The organism is Yoonia sp., assembly GCF_046292185.1.
Classification (GTDB): Bacteria; Pseudomonadota; Alphaproteobacteria; order Rhodobacterales; family Rhodobacteraceae; genus Yoonia.
In genome coordinates this window covers 1-20,258 of record NZ_JBKBQY010000033.1, presented here as the reverse complement: position 1 = coordinate 20,258, position 20,258 = coordinate 1, and the positions used below count along the sequence as shown (strand labels likewise).

The 20,258-nt window shown below is 60.6% G+C and carries 19 protein-coding genes and 1 pseudogene; 7 read left to right on the top strand and 13 right to left on the bottom strand.

All coding sequences use genetic code 11. The features are described from left to right. Positions 1-84 precede the first annotated feature (84 nt). The 3 genes from ACK4TM_RS08165 to ACK4TM_RS08155 are packed head-to-tail and all read left to right on the top strand — an operon-like array spanning position 85 to position 2,768. Positions 85-918 carry a UDP-2,3-diacylglucosamine diphosphatase gene (locus ACK4TM_RS08165; protein WP_409699480.1) on the top strand — a complete coding sequence of 278 codons (834 nt, stop codon included), beginning with the start codon at positions 85-87 and terminating at the stop codon, positions 916-918. Next, positions 915-2,126, top strand: a complete 1,212-nt coding sequence (locus tag ACK4TM_RS08160; RefSeq protein WP_409699477.1) for a DUF3419 family protein — start codon at positions 915-917, stop codon at positions 2,124-2,126. The genes ACK4TM_RS08165 and ACK4TM_RS08160 overlap by 4 nt, the downstream gene beginning before the upstream one ends. A gap of 3 nt (positions 2,127-2,129) precedes the next feature. Then, complete coding sequence (locus ACK4TM_RS08155) at positions 2,130-2,768, top strand: class I SAM-dependent methyltransferase (protein WP_409699474.1); 639 nt, start codon at positions 2,130-2,132, stop codon at positions 2,766-2,768. Positions 2,769-2,775: 7 nt separating this feature from the next. On the opposite strand, the gene ACK4TM_RS08150 is transcribed toward ACK4TM_RS08155, so the two are convergent. Continuing rightward, positions 2,776-3,123 carry a DUF1428 domain-containing protein gene (locus ACK4TM_RS08150; protein ID WP_409699471.1) on the bottom strand — a complete coding sequence of 116 codons (348 nt, stop codon included), beginning with the start codon at positions 3,121-3,123 and terminating at the stop codon, positions 2,776-2,778. A gap of 214 nt (positions 3,124-3,337) precedes the next feature. On the opposite strand from ACK4TM_RS08150, the gene ACK4TM_RS08145 reads away from it, so the two are divergent. Then, positions 3,338-3,613 carry an SH3 domain-containing protein gene (locus ACK4TM_RS08145; RefSeq protein WP_409699468.1) on the top strand — a complete coding sequence of 92 codons (276 nt, stop codon included), beginning with the start codon at positions 3,338-3,340 and terminating at the stop codon, positions 3,611-3,613. On the opposite strand, the gene murD is transcribed toward ACK4TM_RS08145, so the two are convergent. The 10 genes from murD to ACK4TM_RS08095 all read right to left on the bottom strand — a co-directional run bounded on the left by murD (position 3,610) and on the right by ACK4TM_RS08095 (position 14,853). Further along, positions 3,610-5,007: a UDP-N-acetylmuramoyl-L-alanine--D-glutamate ligase gene (gene murD, locus ACK4TM_RS08140; RefSeq protein ID WP_409699465.1), complete on the bottom strand. Its 1,398-nt coding sequence runs from the start codon at positions 5,005-5,007 to the stop codon at positions 3,610-3,612. The genes ACK4TM_RS08145 and murD overlap by 4 nt on opposite strands. Before the next feature lie 91 nt (positions 5,008-5,098). Next, positions 5,099-6,181, bottom strand: a complete 1,083-nt coding sequence (gene mraY / locus ACK4TM_RS08135; RefSeq protein ID WP_409699462.1) for a phospho-N-acetylmuramoyl-pentapeptide-transferase — start codon at positions 6,179-6,181, stop codon at positions 5,099-5,101. 12 nt (positions 6,182-6,193) lie between these two features. Next, the gene (gene murF, locus ACK4TM_RS08130; RefSeq protein WP_409699459.1) at positions 6,194-7,624 is read right to left on the bottom strand and encodes a UDP-N-acetylmuramoyl-tripeptide--D-alanyl-D-alanine ligase; all 1,431 of its coding nucleotides are present in this window, start codon (positions 7,622-7,624) and stop codon (positions 6,194-6,196) included. Then, positions 7,621-9,099, bottom strand: a complete 1,479-nt coding sequence (locus ACK4TM_RS08125; protein WP_409699456.1) for a UDP-N-acetylmuramoyl-L-alanyl-D-glutamate--2,6-diaminopimelate ligase — start codon at positions 9,097-9,099, stop codon at positions 7,621-7,623. Before ACK4TM_RS08125 ends, murF begins: the two co-directional genes overlap by 4 nt. A gap of 13 nt (positions 9,100-9,112) precedes the next feature. Beyond that, complete coding sequence (locus ACK4TM_RS08120) at positions 9,113-10,894, bottom strand: peptidoglycan D,D-transpeptidase FtsI family protein (RefSeq protein ID WP_409699453.1); 1,782 nt, start codon at positions 10,892-10,894, stop codon at positions 9,113-9,115. After that, positions 10,894-11,253: a cell division protein FtsL gene (locus ACK4TM_RS08115; RefSeq protein ID WP_409699450.1), complete on the bottom strand. Its 360-nt coding sequence runs from the start codon at positions 11,251-11,253 to the stop codon at positions 10,894-10,896. The genes ACK4TM_RS08120 and ACK4TM_RS08115 overlap by 1 nt, the downstream gene beginning before the upstream one ends. Beyond that, a complete protein-coding gene (rsmH, locus tag ACK4TM_RS08110) occupies positions 11,253-12,221 on the bottom strand; it encodes a 16S rRNA (cytosine(1402)-N(4))-methyltransferase RsmH (RefSeq protein ID WP_409699447.1) in 969 nt (322 codons plus the stop codon). Before rsmH ends, ACK4TM_RS08115 begins: the two co-directional genes overlap by 1 nt. A gap of 8 nt (positions 12,222-12,229) precedes the next feature. Further along, the gene (locus ACK4TM_RS08105; RefSeq protein ID WP_409699444.1) at positions 12,230-12,724 is read right to left on the bottom strand and encodes a division/cell wall cluster transcriptional repressor MraZ; all 495 of its coding nucleotides are present in this window, start codon (positions 12,722-12,724) and stop codon (positions 12,230-12,232) included. Positions 12,725-13,297: 573 nt separating this feature from the next. Further along, complete coding sequence (locus tag ACK4TM_RS08100) at positions 13,298-13,783, bottom strand: N-acetyltransferase family protein (RefSeq protein ID WP_409699441.1); 486 nt, start codon at positions 13,781-13,783, stop codon at positions 13,298-13,300. Next, positions 13,780-14,853 (bottom strand): Mrp/NBP35 family ATP-binding protein, encoded by a 1,074-nt coding sequence (locus ACK4TM_RS08095; RefSeq protein WP_409699438.1) that lies wholly within the window; start codon positions 14,851-14,853, stop codon positions 13,780-13,782. Before ACK4TM_RS08095 ends, ACK4TM_RS08100 begins: the two co-directional genes overlap by 4 nt. A gap of 191 nt (positions 14,854-15,044) precedes the next feature. Here ACK4TM_RS08095 and ACK4TM_RS08090 point away from each other — a divergent pair, with 191 nt between their 5' ends. Then, the gene (locus tag ACK4TM_RS08090; RefSeq protein WP_409699434.1) at positions 15,045-15,320 is read left to right on the top strand and encodes a DUF1127 domain-containing protein; all 276 of its coding nucleotides are present in this window, start codon (positions 15,045-15,047) and stop codon (positions 15,318-15,320) included. A gap of 426 nt (positions 15,321-15,746) precedes the next feature. Here ACK4TM_RS08090 and ACK4TM_RS08085 read toward each other — a convergent pair. Further along, positions 15,747-16,198, bottom strand: a pseudogene (locus ACK4TM_RS08085) (Lrp/AsnC family transcriptional regulator). Positions 16,199-16,270: 72 nt separating this feature from the next. Between ACK4TM_RS08085 and ACK4TM_RS08080 the strand changes: the two are divergent. Further along, complete coding sequence (locus ACK4TM_RS08080; protein WP_409699431.1) at positions 16,271-16,870, top strand: LysE family translocator; 600 nt, start codon at positions 16,271-16,273, stop codon at positions 16,868-16,870. Here the strand turns inward: ACK4TM_RS08080 and ACK4TM_RS08075 are convergent. Continuing rightward, positions 16,867-19,272, bottom strand: coding sequence for an ATP-dependent helicase (locus tag ACK4TM_RS08075; RefSeq protein WP_409699429.1), 2,406 nt, complete (start codon positions 19,270-19,272; stop codon positions 16,867-16,869). The two genes, ACK4TM_RS08080 and ACK4TM_RS08075, sit on opposite strands and share 4 nt — an antisense overlap. Before the next feature lie 141 nt (positions 19,273-19,413). Between ACK4TM_RS08075 and ACK4TM_RS08070 the strand changes: the two genes are divergently transcribed. Next, positions 19,414-20,258 (top strand): alpha-hydroxy acid oxidase (locus tag ACK4TM_RS08070; protein WP_409699425.1); only part of this gene is annotated, 845 nt, incomplete at its 3' end.

Here is a 20,258-nt window from a genome sequence, read left to right as displayed (position 1 = left end):
GCAACAAAACTGATACCTGACGTTCATCCCTCTGTCATCGCGGCGCGCCATGGTTGCGGCCAAGTGGCTAGTACGGGTGATGCAATGTCTCTTGACGGGTTTCAGTCTGGTGCCGCACCGCAGGGGCGCACGCTTTTCATATCGGACCTGCATCTTGGGGCGTTGTCGTCGCATCCCGAGCTCGCGCTGCGGTTCCTGCAACGCCACCCTGCCGATACCTATGTGCTGATCGGCGACATTCTTGATCTCTGGCATCCGCTGTTGCCGCATTGGACTGCGCAGGATCAGGCGGTGATCGATCATCTGCGCGGTCGCGCCAAGGCTGGTGCACGGTTGATCTATCTGCGCGGCAATCATGACCCGGACCCCACCCTGATCCCGTCGCATGCGCATCTTAGGGCAGAATATCTGTCGTCCTATATCCATGTGACAGCAACGGGAAAACGCCTGCTGGTCGTGCATGGCGACGAGGCCGACAGCCGCCTGATCCGCTTGCATATGATGACTCGGCTGGGAAGCAGGGTTGACCACGCCTTGCGGCGCTGCGACCGTATCCTGCGCAAACTCTCGCGCCGTCAGCCGCAAGCACGCAGCGTGATCGACAGGTTGGTGATCGCGTCAAACGCCTTGCGCTATCGCGGGCGCGCACATGAAAGGCGGATGGTGGATATGGCCCGCGCCAAAGGGCTTGACGGTGTGATCTGCGGCCATTTCCATATCGCCGCGCTGCACGACCACTTCGGCCTGATCTATGCCAACAGCGGCGACTGGGTCGACAGCATGACCGCGCTTGAAGACGCGGGCGACGGCGTACTGCGCCGGCTGGGCGGGCGCGATTATGCCTTCAGCCTCGGCAAACACCGCCCCGGACCGACCGAAGTGCCACATGCCGAACAACAGAAAGCGATCACCCAATGACGGATGCCATCAATGTCAGCCAGCAACTGGGGGCCGCTGTCTACCAGAGCCCCCGCCTGAACCTCACCGGCTTTCACGAACGCCTGTTCGCGCGCCTGTTCGAGGGACTTGTCTATGCCCAGATATGGGAAGACCCGGTGGCCGACATGACGGCCATGAATTTGCCTGCAGGGGCGGATATGATTTGCATCGCTTCTGGCGGGTGCAATGCGATGTCGTATCTGACGGCTGATCCGGAATCGGTCACTGCGGTCGATCTGTCGCCTGCGCACATTGCCTTGCTGCGGCTGAAAGTGACCGCAGCACAGAATCTTGATCAGGGTGCGTTCTATGATCTTTTTGGGCATGCCGACCGTCCCGGGAATGCGGCGCTGATCCGCGACCAGCTTGCGCCGCAACTTGATGCCAAAAGCCGCGCCTTCTGGACCGGTCGCAGGCGCGCTGCGATGTTCACGCGCGGCTTTTACCGGCATGGCGTGCTGGGGCGGTTCATCGGCACCATCCATCTGCTGGCCAAGGTGGCCCGCGTCAATTTCCGCCCGCTTCTGGCCGCACAAACACTGGAAGACCAGCGCCACTTTCACGCCAGCGCCATAGACCCATTGTTCGACAAACGGATCGTGCGAATGCTGGCGCGGCAGCGGTCATCGCTGTTCGGCCTTGGCATTCCGCCCGCGCAATATGACAAGCTCGCCGCTGATGGCGGGGGCGAGGTGATCGCGGTGCTGCGCGAACGCGTCAGGCGGCTGGTCTGCGATTTTCCGGTGCAAGAGAATTACTTTCTCTGGCAGGCCGTCAAACGTGGCTATGCCGATACGCCCGATGCCGCCCTGCCGCCCTATCTGATGTCACGGAATTTCGTCGATATCGCGGCGCGCGCGGGCCGGGTACGACCGCTGAACCAGTCCCTGACGGATCATCTGGCGACAAGGGATGAGGCCAGTCTCGATGCTTATATCCTGCTTGATGCGCAGGATTGGATGAATGACGCACAGCTTGCCGCCCTTTGGGGGCAGATTACCCGCACCGCACGAAAGGGCGCGAGGGTGCTGTTCCGTACGGGCGGCACAGAGGATATCCTGCCCGGACGGGTGCCTGCCGATTTGCTGGGGCGCTGGACCTATGATGCTGATGCTTCCGCGCAAGGCTTTGCGCAGGACAGGTCGGCGATTTACGGGGGCGTGCATCTGTATCGCTTTGCAGGTTAGACCATGGCGGATGCTACTCATGCCGCGCTGATGGATCGGACCTATCGCTATCAGCGCCGGATTTATGACGCGACGCGGGCGTTTTATCTGCTGGGGCGGGATCACCTGATCGCAAAGCTCGATCCGCCAAAGGGCGGGCATGTCTTGGAGATCGCCTGCGGAACGGGGCGGAATCTGGACCATATTGCGCAGCGTTTCCCTGACTGCGCGCTCTACGGTCTGGATATATCAGAGGAGATGCTGACCTCTGCCCGTAACAAACTGGGCGGACGCGCAGTGCTCGCGCAGGGCGATGCCTGCGATTTTGACCCCAACCCGCTGTTTGGCGTGGCAAAATTCGACCGGATCATCTTTTCCTATTGTCTGTCGATGATCCCCGACTGGGCCGGTGCGCTGGAACAATCGCTGCGGCGTCTGGCCCCAGGCGGCAGCCTTCATATCGTGGATTTTGGCGGCCAGCAAAGGCTGCCGGGCTTTGCCAGACGCTTTTTCAACGCATGGCTGGCCCGGTTTTATGTCACGCCGCGCCATGACCTAGCCGCCGTGGTACAAAGGCTGGGCGAAATTCACGGGCTGACTGTGCAGATCACGGACCTGCATCGCAGTTATGCGCAATATGCGGTGCTGATCAGCAAAGGCTGAGTCTCGCTCAGCTATCCGACAGCATTTCGAACCCGCCCATGATCATCCGGCTGCCATCGAAAGGCATGTCGAGTTTCATCATCCGGTCGTCCTGCATCAAGTTTTCCCAGGCCGCATCCCGCGTCACACGATCCGGCCAGGTGATCCAGCTCACTGCGACGGTCTCACCCTCCTGCAAGGCGACGGCTTTCTTGAAATCGGTCAGCTTGCCATCCGGCAGATCGTCACCCCAGCTATCGGTGACGCTGAGCGCGCCATGTTCTTTGAACAAAGGCGTGGTTTCCCGCGTATGTACGAGATACGCATCCCTGCTGTCGGTGCTTACCGGGGCGACGCTGATGTCGAGATAGGGCATTAGGATTTCTCCCTGAAAACTCTGGAAGGTGTGTACCCCGATGATAAGGTGACTGCCAGCTTGGGTCAACAATCCCTTTCTCCCGACGAAGGCGTCACTGCCCCGATCACGCAGCACGGATAAGCGATGGTGCGCTTTCCTGCGGTTTACCGCTTCACGCGCCCGGCACCGGGTGTCATAAACCACACAAACAAAAAGACTGAGGTGTAAAAACATGCGCAGGATCGCCATCCCATTCATCATCATGCTTGTCGCCAGCTGTGCTGCGCAGGGCAACGCCGTCGTGACCGGCGCTGGCCCCGACGACATGCTGAAACTGCGCGCCGGCCCGAGCCTTGCGTTCAACGTCATCCTTGGCTTGCCCGACGGGACCGAGCTCAACCGGCGGGAATGCGTGACAGAGCTGGGACAGCGATGGTGCCGGGTTTCGCTGGCAAATGCACCGGGGATCACGGGATTCGTATCCGCCGATTATCTGTCAATGCGTTAGGGCAAGGTCCTGACGCAGGCCATGAAATCATCGCCGCGTTGTTCGAAATTGTCATATTGATCAAACGACGCCGCCGCCGGGGCGAGCAGGACGACATCGCCCGGCTCCGCCTCGGCCGCTGCCTGTGCGACGGCGCTGGACATTGTGGTGCAGATGTCGGTCGGGATACCCGGCAATTGCCGGGCGAATTCCGCAGCCTCGCGTCCGATGACATAGGCCTTGGCGACATGGGCCAGACCGGGCAACAGCCCGTCCAGCCCGCCTTCTTTCTGTAAACCGCCACAGATCCAGCGGATTCGGGGGAAAGCCAGCAAGGCTTTCGCGGCGCTGTCGACATTCGTCGCCTTGCTGTCGTTCACGAAACGCACGCCGCCTCGTTCAGTCACCAACTGGCTGCGATGCGGCAGACCGGGATAGGATTGCATCGCCGCCTCGATCGCGCGGGGGCCAAGGCCAAATGTCCGGCAGGCGGCATAAGCGGCACAGGCATTCTGATGGTTATGCGCACCCGGCAGGCCGGGAATGGCGCGCAAATCAATCGAGCCGACCTGCCGCCCGTGCCGGTATTCGGACAAAAACCCCTTGCGCGCGAAAACCGACCAGCCTGCCTCGGTCAGTTTCTGCCCGGAGGATATCATGATCACCCGGTCATCGCCGTGCCGTTCAGAAAGCTGATTGGCCAGATACAACCCTTCGTTTTCATCGACACCGATGACGGCACGATCCGGGCCACCTTCGGCAAAAAGCCGTCTTTTGGCGGCGAAATAACCGCCCAAGCCACCGTGCCGGTCCAGATGATCGGGTGACAGGTTGGTAAAGACAGCCACATCGGGGGTCAGCGCGCGGGCCAGATCGGTCTGGTAGGAAGACAGTTCAAGGACCACCACCTCGCCATCATGGGCGGGATCGATATCCAGCACGCCGCGCCCGATATTGCCTGCCAGCTGCGCCGGGCGTCCGCTTTCGGACAGAATGTGATGGACCAGTGCCGCGGTGGTCGATTTGCCGTTCGACCCGGTGATGGCGATGACATGTGGTGTGGTTTCGAACCCGTCCCATTCGTCGGTAGCAAAGGACCGGAAGAACAGACCAATATCATTGTCCACCGGCACGCCAGCGGCCCAGGCGGCGGCGATTGCGGGATGCGGGGTTGGGTAAAGATGGGGGATGCCGGGGCTGACGATCAGCGCGGCGATCCCCGCGTATGACGCCGTTTGCGTCAGGTCGCGAAGGGCATAGCCATCCGCCTCGGCCGCGTCGCGCCCCGCCTGCCCGTCGTCCCAGACGACCACGCTGGCCCCGCCTGCTTGCAAAGCTGCCGCTGCGGTGCGACCGGACCGGCCAAGGCCAAGGATCGCGACAATCTGGCCTGCAAAGCCCTGTACTGGAATCATTGTAAATGCCTCTGCTGTTGCGCGGCAACCTGCCGCCTGCGCGCCGCCGGTGCAAGAGTAAGGTGGGTTTGCACCCAGCCTACCGGGTGATTCAGCGCACCTTCAGCGTCGCCAGCCCGATCATCGCAAGGATCAGCGAAATGATCCAGAACCGGATCACGATCTGCGGTTCTGACCAGCCCCGCTTTTCATAATGGTGGTGGATGGGCGCCATCAGAAAGACCCTTTTACCGGTCCGCTTGAAATAAAGCACCTGAATGATCACTGACAAAGCCTCGACCACGAACAACCCGCCGACCACGGCCAGCACGATCTCATGCTTGGTGGCCACGGCGATCGCGCCCAGACCACCGCCGAGCGCCAGCGATCCCGTGTCGCCCATGAAAACTGCCGCAGGCGGCGCGTTATACCACAAGAACCCCAATCCGCCGCCGATCAGCCCCATAGTGAAGATCAGCAACTCGCCGGTATCGGGCACGTAATGCACATCCAGATATTGGGTGAAATCGACCCGGCCCACCGCATAGGCGATCACCCCGAAAGTGCCCGCGGCGATCATCACCGGCATGATCGCCAGCCCATCAAGACCATCGGTCAGGTTCACCGCATTGGCCGATCCCACGATCACGATCACCGCGAAGGGAACGAACAGCAGCCCCAGATTGATCAGCGTGGCTTTGAACACCGGCACCGCCAGTTGATTGGTCAGTTCATCGGGGTGATATTGCGCCGCCCAATAGGCCGCGACGGCGGCGATGGCGATCCCGAGCAGGATCCGCACCTTGCCTGACACACCCGAAGAGGTCTGCTTGGACACTTTCGCATAATCATCGGCAAAACCGATGGCAGCAAAGGACAGGGTCACGAACAGCACCATCCAGACAAAGGGATTATCCAGCCGCGCCCAAAGCAATGTGGAAAAGGTCAGCGCGCCCACGATCAGCAACCCGCCCATGGTCGGCGTGCCCGCTTTGGCAAAATGCCCTTCCGGCCCGTCGCTGCGGATCGGCTGGCCTTTTCCCTGCTTGCGCCGCAGCACATTGATCAAAGGCCGCCCGAAGATAAACCCAAAGACAAGCGCCGTCAGAAAAGCGCCACCGGCACGAAAGGTGATATAGCGGAACAGGTTGAAAACGTCGCCGCCATCGGAAAGTGCCGTAAGCCAGTAAAGCATGATGATGTCCTATTACTCGGAAAGGCGGCGATGCCCCAGTTTACGGATCGCGTCAACGACCAGTGCGATTTTGCTGCCTTTTGAGCCCTTCACAAGCACCACATCGCCGGCATCCACGAGACGCGACGCCTGACCCGCCAGTTCTGCCGCGGTGGCGGTCCATTGGCCACGTTGGGTATCTGGCAGGGATTGCCAAAGATGCTTCATCAGTGGGCCTGCGCAATGGATCAGATCAAGCTGCTGCAGATGCCCGTTCTGCGCCATGTCCCTGTGCATGCCCACCTCTTGCGGACCCAGTTCCAGCATATCGCCAAGAATCGCGATTCGCCGCCCTTTGACGATCCGGCCGACGCCGTCGCGTGGTTGTCCGGCGGAGATCACCTCAAGCGAGGCGGCCAGCGATGTCGGGTTGGCGTTGAACGCATCATCAATCAGGTCGAGCGTTTCGAATTCATTGGCCGGATCAAGCTGCAATATCTCGCGCGTGCCGCGTCCTGCGGGTGGCACCCAAAGCCCCAGATCAAGCGACGCCGCAAGGGGATCAGCGCCCAAAGCCTGCGCCACCGCCAACACCCCCACCGCGTTCAGCGCGAAATGACGCCCCGGCACGGAAAGCTTGAAAAGGTAATCATGCCCGGGCGATACGACCTCAATGACGGTCACGTCCTGACATATGCGCAGGTCACTGATACGCCATGCGCCCGTGGTCTCACCAAACAGCACGATCTGCGCGCCGACGCATTCAGCACGGTCCTGAAGCAGCTTGCTCGTCACGATGTCGCCGTTCAGCACCGCAATGCCGCCCGGTTCCAGGCCATCCATGATTGTGGCCTTTTCAGCGGCGATCCCATCGAGGTCGTCGAAAGACGCCAGATGCGCCGCAGCCACGGTCGTCACCATCGCGACATGCGGACGGGTCATGCGCGACAAAGGTGCAATTTCCCCCGGATTGCTCATCCCGATCTCGACCACGGCGAAATCGGCATCTTCAGGCATACGGGCAAGTGTCAGCGGCACACCCCAATGGTTGTTATAAGACGCCTCGGCCGCATGACATCTGCCCTGACGCGACAGGATGGTGCGCAGCATTTCCTTGGTCGATGTCTTGCCGACCGACCCGGTGATCGCGGCAATTCGGGCCCTGCTACGGGCGCGGGCCGCGATGCCGAGCGCCTCAAGCCCGCGCAGCACGTCCGGCACCACCAGAAGCGGCGCGTCGGGGCCGACATTCGCAGGGCGGTGACTGACCAGAGCGGCGGCGGCACCTTTTTCCAGCGCGAGTTTCACGAAATCATGCCCGTCGCGGATGTCTTTCAAAGCGACGAACAGATCGCCTTTTTGCAAGGTCCGCGTGTCGATCGACACACCTGTCGCGGTCCAGTCGCTGTTGGTCATACCATGCGTTGCCGCAACCGCATCGGCGGCAGTCCAGAGCGGGGTCATATCCGCCCCTCCAGCGCTGCGACAGCGACGCTGGCCTGTTCGACATCATCGAAGGGCATCACGGTATCGCCGATGATCTGGCCGCTTTCGTGGCCCTTACCCGCGATCAGCAGCGCGTCGCCCGGTTGCAGCATGTCGATCCCGCGCAGGATCGCTTCGGCACGGTCCGCGACTTCGGTCAGGCTGTCGCAGGATTGCGCGCCTGCCAGCACGGCGGCGCGGATCGCTGCGGGATCTTCGGACCTCGGGTTGTCATCGGTGACGATCACGCTGTCGGCGAATTCCGCGGCGGCTGCCCCCATCAGGGGTCGTTTGGCCCGGTCACGATCACCACCTGCCCCGATGATCGCCACGATCCGGCCCAGCACATGCGGGCGCAGCGCCTGCAACGCGGTCTGCACTGCGTCAGGCGTATGGGCGTAATCGACGAAAACCGCCGCCCCGTTGGCGCGGGTCGCGGCCAGCTCCATCCGGCCCCGGACGGTGCCAAGCTGCGGCAAAGCCGCGAACACATCCAGCGGATCGGTCCCCGCCGCGATCACCAGTCCGGCGGCCAGCAGCACGTTTTCCGCCTGAAATCCGCCAATCAGCGCAAGGCGTGCGTGATAAGGACGGCCCTGCCAGGTGAACAGCAGGTCTTGCCCCGTCGCGTCGAACCGCTGACCGGTCAGGCGCAGGCGCGCCTCAGGGCTGCGGCCCACACCGATGACCTCTTGTCCACGCCGGGTGCAGATTTGCGCAACCTCAGGCCCCGTGGGATCGTCAAGGTTGACGACGGCCACCCCGTCTTCGGCCAACACACGGGTGAAAAGGCCGAGCTTGGCCTCAAAATAAGCTTCGAAGGTGGTGTGGTAATCAAGATGGTCCTGCGTGAAGTTCGTGAACCCGGCAGCGGCGAGCAGCACCCCGTCAAGGCGGCGCTGGTCCAGACCATGCGACGACGCCTCCATCGCGACATGGGTAACGCCATTCGCGGCCGCCTCGGCCATGATGCGGTGCAGGGTAATGGGTTCGGGCGTGGTGTGTTTGAGCGGATGAGTCCACGCACCTTCGACCCCGGTGGTGCCGAGGTTGACGCCGGCGATCCCAAGTTCTTCCCATATCTGGCGGCAAAAGCTGGACACCGATGTTTTGCCATTGGTCCCGGTGACCGCAACGACCGTGGCCGGATGCGCGCCGAACCACAAGGACGCGGTCTGCGCCAGCGTCTGGCGCGGGTCCTGAGCCACGATCAGCGCCGCGTCGCTGGCAGCCAGTACATCGACGGCAATGCGCGCGCCTGCCGCGTCGGTGAGCACAGCCGCCGCCCCCATGCGCAGTGCGTATTGAATGAACTCTGCGCCATGTACCTTGGCACCCGGCAAGGCGGCGAACAGGCAACCGCTGGTCACGTCGCGGCTATCCACGGCCAGCGATGTGATCGGCACATCGCGCCCCTGCGCAGCGGTCAAGCCCAGCGCTGTCAATGTCATCATTGCAAAGACCCCTTTAATTCGAGGTCAGTGTTATACCGACAGGATCACCCATGTCCACGTTCGGCCGCAGGCCCAGCAAAGGTGCCGTGCGCCGGATCACTTCGGCCGCCACAGGTACGGCGGTCCAGCCAGCAGTACGACGCGGCTCTGACCCCGAGGTTTCGACAGGTTCGTCCAGCGAGACGATCAGAACATATTGCGGGTCGCTGGCTGGAAAGACCGTGGCGAAAGTCGCGATGACCTTGTCAGGGTAGTATCCCCCGCCCGAGGCACGTGGTTTATCGGCGGTGCCGGTCTTGCCGCCAACCTCATAGCCTTCGACATCGCCCATCGATGCAGTACCGCGGGTGACCGTCAGCCGCAGCATGTTCACGACGGTATCGCTGACCGCCTGGCTGATGATCCGAGGGCCGGGTTCCGGATTCGGGTTCATCAACAAGGTCGGTTCAACTTTCGTGCCGCCGTTCACCATGGCGGAATAGGCAGCAGCCAGGTGCAGGGGCGACGAGGACAGACCATGTCCATAGGATATCGTCATCGTCGAAATCTCGGACCAGTTGCGCGGCAACAAAGGCGCGCCGGTCGGGGCTTCGATCATCTCGACCGGGGTGGCTTGCAACAGGCCCAGCTGTCCCATGAAACTGCGCTGGCGTTCGGCACCGATCTGCATCGCGATCCGCGCGGTGCCCACGTTGGAAGATTTCACGATCACATCGGTGGTGCTGTTCTGCGGGCCGTAATTGCGGAAATCGCGGATCCGGAACCGGCCCCATGTCAGCGGATTGGTTGTGTCAATCATCGTATTGGCATTGACCAGCCCCAGTTCCATCGCCTGTGCGACGGCAAAAATCTTGAAGACCGATCCCAGTTCATAGACCCCCTGCACCGCGCGGTTGAACAACGGGCTGTCGGATTGATCACCTGTCGTCGCGACCTGCGGACGGTTGTTAGGATCAAAATCGGGCAGGGAGGCCATGGCGATGATTTCGCCTGAATGAATATCCATCAGCACAGCCGTGGCCCCTTTGGCATTCATCAAGGCCATGCCACCGGCCAGCACCTGTTCGGTCACCGCCTGAATGGACAGATCAATCGACAATTGCAGCGGCGCGCCTTCATTGGCAGGATCGCGCAGGAAGCCGTCGAACTGACGTTCCACGCCTGCCACACCGATCACTTCGGCGCTGGACACACCTTCACGGCCATAGCTGGCCCCGCCAAGGATATGCGCGGCAAGCTGCCCATTGGGGTAAAGCCGCATTTCGCGCGGCCCGAACAGCAAACCGGGGCTGCCGATATCATGCACGGCCTGCATCTGTTCGGGACTCAACTGGCGGCGCAGCCACAAAAACCGGCGCTGACCGGTGAAATCGGTGATCAGGCGCTCGGCATCCATTTCGGGAAATATTTCGGCAAGCTGCGTCGCCGTGCGCACCGGATCGACCATCTGATGCGGATGCGCATAAAGCGAATAAGTATCTAGGTTGGTCGCCAGCAGCCGCCCGTTGCGGTCTACGATATCGGCGCGTTGGCCGATGATTGGATTGCCCTCGGCTGCGGCGCGGGGTTCTTCGGGAACCGATGATGCCAGCGACCCCATCCGGGTACCGATGACCGCGAAGGCACAGAAAAACATCAGCCCTAACAGCAACAGACGCCCTTCGGCCCGGTTGCGGGCCTTGTCCTGATCCGCAGCATGCCGGCGGGCGCGGTTTTCCGCCTCGATCACGTCAGGGTTTTCGCCCTTTTCGCGGGCCTTGAGGATACGGGCCAATGGCCGCAGCGGCGTGCGCATCACAAAGGGTCCTCTGCAAGGTCAATCATATCGGCAGACAATTCGATCGGGTCAGTGATCGGCAGGATCGGCGGCAGCGGATAGATGATCTGACCAACCTGCCCAAACGCCTCGGGCCGCAACGGCAAAAGGCCAAGCCGGTCAAAGTTCAGATCCGCCAGATCGGCCAGCCGGTCGGGCCGGTTCAGATAGGCCCATTCCGCGCGCAACATTTTCAACCGGTCATGCGCGGCACCGATATCGCTGTAAAGCCCGCGCACCTCGCGGATCGCGGTCTGGGTCGTGTAATTCTCCTGATACGCCCAGAAGGCAAGCGCGATCACGGCACAGGCTACGAAGACAAACAGAAAACCCCGCATCAGCGGCCCCCCTTGTGACGCATCATCGGCATGCCCAGGTCCGCCGGGTCAATTTCTTGCGCCGGGGCATCGGTGCGGATCGCGATCCGCATCTTGGCAGAACGCGATCTTGGATTTTCCGCCAGTTCCTGTTCGTCCGGCCCGATGGCCTTGCGCTTTTCCATGCGGAAGGCCGGTGTGATCTGCGCGATTTCGGGCGCATAGCGGTTGGCATTGGCGTTGTTGCCGGATCGCGCCTGCAAGAAACGTTTGACCATCCGGTCCTCGACGGAATGAAAGGTCACGACGGCCAGTTGTCCCCCCGGTTTCAGCGCCCGCTCCGCCGCCATCAGCCCCATGGCCAGTTCGCCATATTCATTGTTTACCGCGATGCGCAGCGCCTGAAAGGTGCGCGTGGCGGGGTGTGACTGATTGGGCTTCGCCCTTGGCAGGCAGCTTTCAACAATCTTCGCCAATTGCCCGGTCGTGGTCAGCGGACGGGCGGCGACAATTGCCTTGGCGATCCGGCGGGAGGCGCGTTCTTCGCCGTAAAGATAAATGATATCGGCCAGTTCGGATTCGTCGGCGTCATTGCACAGATCGGCGGCAGACGGGCCCGATTGCGACATCCGCATATCCAGCGGCCCGTCACGCATGAACGAAAAGCCGCGTTCGGCCAGATCCAGCTGCATCGAGCTGACCCCAAGATCCAGCACGACGCCGTCCAGATCCTGACCATAGCTGTCTAGTTCAGAAAACACGCCTTCGCGCATCACGATCCGGTCGCCGTATTCCGCCGCCCAATCCGCGGCCAGTTCAAACGCCAACGGATCACGATCTACCGCGATCACCTTATCAGCACCCGCTGTCAGCAATTCCCGGGTGTAGCCGCCATTGCCGAATGTGCCATCCAGCCAGACCCCCGAAACGGGTGCGACCGCTGCAATCAGCGGCCGGATCAGGACGGGGATGTGGGGGGCTTCAGACATCCGCGCGCCTATTCATCCAGCAACGCCAGCGGGTCAAAGCCATCAGGCTTGTCCGCCAGATAAGCAGTCAATGTCTCTGACACTTCCGTATCAAAGGTCTCCGCCTTCCAGATCTCGAAATGGTCGCCCAGACCGCTGAAGGTCAGTTCGCCGTCGGTGATTCCCAGCTTCTGGCGCTGCCTGATCGGCATGACGGTGCGCCCGTCCTTATCGACATCCAGACGGATGGACTGGCCGATGATCAGGCGCGACAGGATCTTCTTGCGTTCCGACCCGCGCGGCAGCGCATTGATCTGATCCACCACCCTGCCGAATTCGGCGACTGTATAGCCGTGCAATTCGTTTTTGAGATGTTCGCCATAAAGCAGATACATACGTGGTGTGCGGTCGGTGTTCCATTCGGGATCGCCCTGTTCGAGCACGCGACGAAAATCAGCCGGGATCGACATGCGCCCCTTGCTGTCCACCTTCTGGGTGTGTTCGCCTGTGAAACTCAGATCCACGCCCTACGTCCCTACTGCCCGCCGGGGCCAAGCCCCGGATGTAAAAATGGCGGATTGCGCTGCTGCCACTGCACAATCCGCCATCCTCGTCCCATCGCTGGGTAAGTCCGACTACGCGTGCCACCTGGGGGGATGTCTGCTCGCTCACGCGTCGGATCGTTTTTGGTGCTGCCGAAGCCTGTATGAAACCTGCTTTTGCCGGTTGGGGTTCTTGATTTGCCCCGTTGTTGTCGTGTCCGACATCACCTTGTCCTTGTTGTGCCATCACTGGCAATCACGATCAACAACTTTTTGGGAATTTATGGAACTTGATGGGCAAAGCTGGCAGATCACCAGTGATATGCAGCGTGAAGTCGAACGCATTTATCGTGCATGTAGTGAAGTCTTTACACGACAACACTATATGATGTAGCCAATCCAGTTTGCGGATTGATGCAGAAAAATCGCACTACCCTAGGAAATGTCGCGAGCAGCGCAGCGACTTTCATCCATATTCAGAGGAATCACCTCACGATCGATCACGGAACGATTCGGAATCGTGATGGATTCCATGCATTCCCGGAAGACCGAGGCTTATAGCGCTTTATACATGATATGGGCCGCGACCAGACCTAGTTCCGGGTGGCGGAAAGCGTCGGGGATCGTGCCCAGCGTGACGTAGCCCAGCCCGTGCCATAACCGCACCGCACCGCTGTTGCTGGCCAGCACAAAATTAAATTGCATCGCCAAGTAGCCCATCGCACGGGCCTGATCCTGACTATGCAGGCACATTTGCGCGGCAAGCCCCTGCCCGCGGGCTGCTGGGGCCACGATATAACCGCAGTTGCAGATATGCGCGCCGCCGCCGGGTTGATTGGTGCGGATATAATAGGTGCCGACAATCCGGTCATCTGCCACCGCGACAAAGGTCGCAGCGGGCTGGTTCATCCAATAGTCGCAAGCCGCGTCCCGGCTGATCGCGGAATCAACGGCATAGGTCGTGCCAGCGCGAAAGACATCGCGCAGGATTGGCCAGAGCGCGTCGAAATCATCCGCAGTCGCCCGGCGAATCATGATCACGCCATACCGCCTGCGATCAGACGACGGGCAAGGGCTGCGTAGGACTCTGCCATGGGCGAATCCCCGGCGGCAATCGGGGTCCCGGCATCACCTGCTAGACGGGTAGCCAGATCGATAGGCAATTCACCAAGAAACGGCACGCCGATCTTGTCCGCCTCTGCCGCGACACCACCATGACCGAAGATATGGGCCTCGTGCCCGCAGTTGGGACAGATATATGTAGACATGTTTTCGATCAGACCCAGCACCGGGGTCTTCAGCGTGTTGAACATGTCCAGCGCCTTGCGCGCATCGAGAAGTGCGACATCCTGCGGCGTGCTGACCACAATCGCACCGGTCAGTTCGGTCTTCTGACAAAGCGTCAGTTGCACATCGCCGGTTCCGGGCGGCAGATCGACCAGCAGGATATCCAATTCGCCCCAGGCCACCTGCCCTAGCATCTGCTGCAAAGCGCCCATCAGCATCGGACCACGCCAGACGACTGCCTTATCCGGGTCCATCATCAGCCCGATCGACATCATCGTCACACCATGTGCCTGCAGTGGCATGATCGTCTTGCCGTCAGGGCTGGCCGGCCGCTTGTTGACGCCCATCATACGCGGCTGGCTCGGCCCGTAGATATCAGCATCCAGCAGGCCAACGCGCCGCCCCTGCCGCGCCAGCGCGACAGCAAGGTTAGAAGATACGGTAGATTTGCCCACACCACCCTTGCCGGACCCGATGGCGATAATGCGATCAACGCCGCTGACCTTGGCGGGCCCTGCCTGCGGGGTCGGATGGCGACCCACCTTCAGTGACGGTGGTTCAGCCGATTTGGGCGCGGGGCCATGCGCGGTCAGCACGACAGAGACATGATCCACCCCTGTCAAGGCTAGCACGATCTGCTCAGCCGCCCGGCGCAGGCCGTCCATTTTGGCGGCTTCCGCAGGGTCCGCTGCCTCGATCACGAATCTGACTTTTGCGCCGTCGATGGTCAAGGCGCGGATCATGTCGCGCGACACGATATCGCCACCACCGGGCAATGTGAGTCGGGCCAATGTTTCTAGAATTTCGTCACGCGTAACAGCCATGATAGGGCCTCCGATTTTTATTCTGCCTGTTTTTCCAGCAGGTTCTGGCACGTTCTAGGCATTTCACAACGGCTTCCTATGCCACGCCTAATATTGCAACAGAGTTATGACGTTAGGTCAGCAATACTTATGCACTTTCTGCATAGCAGCATTGCCGTATCGACCGTTGTGCAAGCGCAGCATTATCATACATGATGGTCACAACAAGACGGCAAAGACGCCAACGACACCAGACAGAAACGAGTAGCAAAATGACAACCTTCAATATCACCCTCCCCGCGAACATCCCATTCGCAGAGCGTTTGTCAGGCTTTCGCGTCACCCTGGCCGACAAGCTGGCTAAGCGCAACGTGTACATGACAACCCTGCGCGAACTTAGCAGCCTGTCCGATCGTGACCTGAGCGATCTGGGCCTGTCTCGCACAGATATCAAGGCAATCGCCTTGGAAGCCGCTTACGGCAAATGAATTCAGAAATCGGATCTGCTGCCTCCTCCCTGAAAAGGCAGATCTGACAGATCCCGCGCCCGACCTCCTCCCCGGGCAGGGATCATCAATAAGGTGGCGGCACCTACCTCCTCCCAGGTGCCGCCACTTTAGAGAACGAGTTTCGGGACCGCCCACCTCCTCCCGGGTTGGTACCGATTTACCGCTGGTCACGCTCACCTCCTCCCGAGCAACACCAGCGAGGACGCGCCTTGCTTCTTCTCCTCCCAGACGCAAGGAGGCGCTGATCATAGAAACGGTCATGCCCACCTCCTCCCGGGCATGGCCGTTTTTTTATGCGCAGTCGGCAAGGGACACTGCCCCTCGCCCGGTATTGTTTTCATCCGGATTACCATGATCAAGTCCGGGGCCAGTTCAGCATTTTCGGAAAAGAGAAATCTAAAGCGATTATGCCCGCGTATCCTTGGGTGATCCCATCACCATATAGCTGGTGATCGATCGCACATGCGGGACGGTGCCCAGAATGTCGGTGTGGAACGTCTTGTAGGCGGGCAGATCGGCCACTTCTACCCGCAGGATATATTCAAACGCCCCCGCAATATTGTGGCATTCGGTTACCTGATCGGCACCCTTCATCGCGCGTTCAAACCCGGCTTGTGCCGCCTTGGTATGCTCCGACAGCCCGACGGCCACATAAACCACATATGCCGCCCGGTCTTGCCCGGATCAAGCCGTGCGCGATAACCGGTGATCACGCCGCTGCGTTCGAGCTCCTGCACCCGGCGCAGACAGGCAGAGGGCGACAGGCCGACCTTATCTGCCAATTGCAGGTTACTGATGCGACCATGCTTTGACAGGATGCGCAATATTCGGTCGGTGATAGGGTCATTTTGCGTCATTAGTTGCATGAATAATCCAACTGCGCGTCGCTTGGCAATTTCATTGTGCGATACACCGATTATTGTTGCGCAATGAGCTATGAAATATTGATCGCCCTCATCGGCTTTGCCTTTGCCAGTTCAGTCACACCGGGGCCGAACAACCTGATGGTGATGGCTTCGGGCGCCAATTACGGGCTACGCCGGACGGTGCCACATGTGCTGGGTATATCATTGGGCCACGCGTTCATGGTCTGGATGGTAGGCGTCGTGCTGTTGCAGGTATTCGTGACCTATCCCGCGCTGAACCTGATCCTGAAGATCGTCAGCGCCGTCTATATGCTGTGGCTGGCGTGGAAAATTGCAAATGCTGTCCCGCCGGAGGCAAAGAAGGTTACCGGCACCCCTTTTACCTTTTTTCAAGCCGCGGCGTTTCAATGGGTCAACCCCAAAGCCTGGTTCATGGCCATCACCGCGATCAGCGCCTATGCGCCGCAGGATCGCGGCGCGGCCATCGGGTCGCTGATCGTCGCTGTGGTGTTCGCAGCCACGAACCTGCCTGCCGTGACGATCTGGGCCTGGATCGGCGTGCAGGTCCGCCGCTGGCTGGGCACGGCACGGCGGTTGCGGGTGTTCAACGTCACAATGGCGGTTTTGCTGATAGGATCGTTATGGCCGATGCTCGCGGCTTAAAACGGCACATCATCCGCCGCATCGGCACTGGCGATGAACCGCGCGACGACGTGTTTAGTGCCAGCCTTGTCAAAGGCGATTTCCAGCTTGTCGCCTTCGATCCCGCGCACGGCCCCATAGCCGAATTTCTGATGAAACACGCGGTCATCGACGCTGAAGGCAGACACAGCAGTTGCATCAATCGTCATATTTCTTGCCTCGGACGGCATCGTCACGCCGCGTTGCTGGCTGCGCGTCTGCAATCGCCGCCAACCGGGTGAATTATAAACATCAGCATCATGCGCCTTTTGATGCAGGTCAGACCCCATTGCCCCCATAATCGCGGGCGATGCGCTGGCCGCCATGCCCGCAGCACCATAAGCGCCGCCATAAAGACCAGGGGGGGTCAACACCTCGACATGATCGACGGGCAGCTCATCGATAAAGCGTGACGGCATCTGCGATTGCCATTGCCTGTAGACCCGACGATTCGCGGCAAAGGAAATGGTGCACAATTCCTCGGCCCTGGTGATGCCGACATAGGCCAGACGGCGTTCTTCCTCCAAGCCTTTCAGCCCGCTTTCATCCATCGACCGTTGCGAGGGAAACAACCCCTCTTCCCAACCCGGCAGGAACACGGATGGAAATTCCAGCCCCTTGGCGGCGTGCAAAGTCATTATGCTGACCTTCTCGCCCTGTTCCTCGGTTTCATTATCCATGATCAGGCTGACATGTTCGAGAAACCCTTGCAGATTCTCGAAATTCTCCAGCGCCTTGATCAATTCCTTCAGGTTTTCCAGCCGCCCAGGCGCTTCGGGTGTCTTGTCGTTCTGCCAGAACCCGGTGTAACCGGATTCATCAAGAATCATCTCGGCCAGTTCGACATGGGTATCGGCCTCGGCCAGGACCTGCGCGTGCCATCGATCCAGCCCCGCAACCAGTTCGGTCAGTTCCTTCAGCCCCTTGCCGCCCAAAAGGCGGCCCTGACAGACCAGCCGCGCGCCCTCGATCAAGGAAACACCGTTCGCGCGCGCCGTACGCTGGATGGTCTGGATCGCCTTGTCGCCCAACCCGCGTTTTGGTGTATTCACGATCCGCTCGAACGCTAGATCATCGGCGGGCGAGACGGCGAGCCGGAAATAGGCCATCGCATCGCGGATTTCCATCCGTTCATAAAAACGCGGCCCCCCGATCACGCGGTAAGGCAGGCCGATGGTCAGGAACCGATCCTCGAACGCGCGCATCTGGTGGCTGGCCCGCACAAGAATCGCCATGCTGTCCAGCCCCATGGGGGCCATCCCCCGTGTGCCACGCTGGCCCGCCTCGATTTCTTCGCCGATCCAGCGCGCTTCTTCCTCGCCGTCCCAATGGCCGATCAGGCGGACCTTTTCGCCTTCCTTGACCGACGTGAACAGCGTCTTGCCCAACCGTCCCTTGTTGGCGGCGATCACACCCGACGCAGCGGCCAAAATATGCGGGGTAGAGCGGTAATTTTCTTCCAGCCGCACGACATGGGCACCGGGAAAATCCGCCTCAAATCGCAGGATATTGCCGACCTCGGCACCCCGCCAGCCATAGATCGACTGGTCGTCATCGCCCACACAGCAGATGTTCTTGTGCCCTGCCGCCAACAGGCGCAGCCAGAGATATTGGGCGACATTGGTATCTTGATATTCGTCCACCAGAATATAGCGGAAACGGGTCTGATACATCTGCAGCACATCGGGGTGCTTTTGAAAAATCGTGACCATGTGCAACAGGATATCGCCGAAATCGACGGCGTTCAGGTCGCGCAACCGTCGCTGATAGGCGGCGTAAAGATCGACACCCTTGCCATCAAACGCGCCACTTTCCGCCACCGGCACCTTGTCCGGCGTCAGCGCCTTGTTCTTCCAGCCGTCGATGATCCCGGCAAGCATGCGCGGCGGCCAGCGTTTTTCGTCGATATCCGACGCCACGACCAGTTGTTTCAACAGGCGCAGCTGATCGTCACTATCAAGGATCGTGAAACTGGATTGCAGTCCGACCAGTTCAGCATGGCGGCGCAGCAGCTTGGCACTGACCGAATGGAAAGTGCCAAGCCATGGCATGCCCTCCACCGCCTCGCCCATCAGATTGGCGATCCGGTGCTTCATCTCGCGCGCGGCTTTGTTAGTGAAGGTCACCGCCAACACCTCTTGCGGGCGCGCGCTGCGTGTCGCCAGAACATGGGCAATCCGACTGGTCAGCGCCTTGGTCTTTCCCGTTCCGGCCCCCGCCAGCATCAGCACCGGCCCGTCCAGCGTCTCAACCGCCTGCCGTTGCGCCGGGTTCAGCCCATCCAGATAGGGCGTCGCCGCTGGCATCGCAGGGCGCGCCATCGCCCGCTGGCTCAGCGGGACGGCGGCGGCTTCAAAGGCATCATCTTCGGAAAAATCATTCATCCTCTATCCATACCGTCATCCGCCCGCCAAGAAAAGCCTTGTTCTACTTCCGTTCCAGCCCCTCACCCGCGCAGAAATATCACGCTGTGGGCCACATCTTGCCATTGCAAATGGCACGACATCCCTCCTAACGTCCGGATCATGAACGCACATGCACGCTATCCTGCCATCGCAGATCTCAAATCCCGCGCCCGCAGGCGCATTCCGCATTTCGTCTGGGAATATCTCGACAGCGCCACCGGGGTGGAGGCGACACAGCGACGTAACCGCACCATGCTTGATCAGGTGTTGTTCAACCCTTCGATCCTGCATGGCGAATTCACACCGGACCTGACGGCGACTTTGCTAGGCAAATCTCATCCGATTCCCATCGGCATCGCCCCGCTGGGCATGTCAGGGCTGATCTGGCCGGGGGCGGAACAGATGCTCGCACGGATGGCCGCACGCGAACAGATTCCCTATGGGCTGTCCACCGTGGCGAGCCAATTGCCAGAATCCGTTGGGCCCCATGCCGGGGACCAAGGCTGGTTCCAGCTATACCCGCCGCGTGACCCAACGATCCGTGACGATATCCTGAAGCGTGCCAAAAATGCAGGGTTCCATACGCTGATCCTGACAGTCGACGTGCCGGTGGCATCGCGGCGCGAACGCCAGACGCGCGGCGGGCTGACACAACCGCCACGTCTGACGCCACGGCTGGCGCTGCAGGCGGCGCAATGTCCGGCTTGGCTGTTGGGCATTCGCAAGACCGGCATGCCGCGCCTGCGCCTGATGGAAAGCTACAGCGATATCAAAGCGACCCTGCCTGCCAATCAGCATATCGGTTATTTGCTCCGCACCTCACCCGATTGGGATTATTTCAAATCTCTGCGCGATAGCTGGGACGGTCCTTTGGTGGTCAAAGGCGTCGGACGCCCCGACGACGCCGCGCGCCTGACCGATGAAGGTGCCGATGCAATCTGGGTCAGCACCCATGCCGGTCGCCA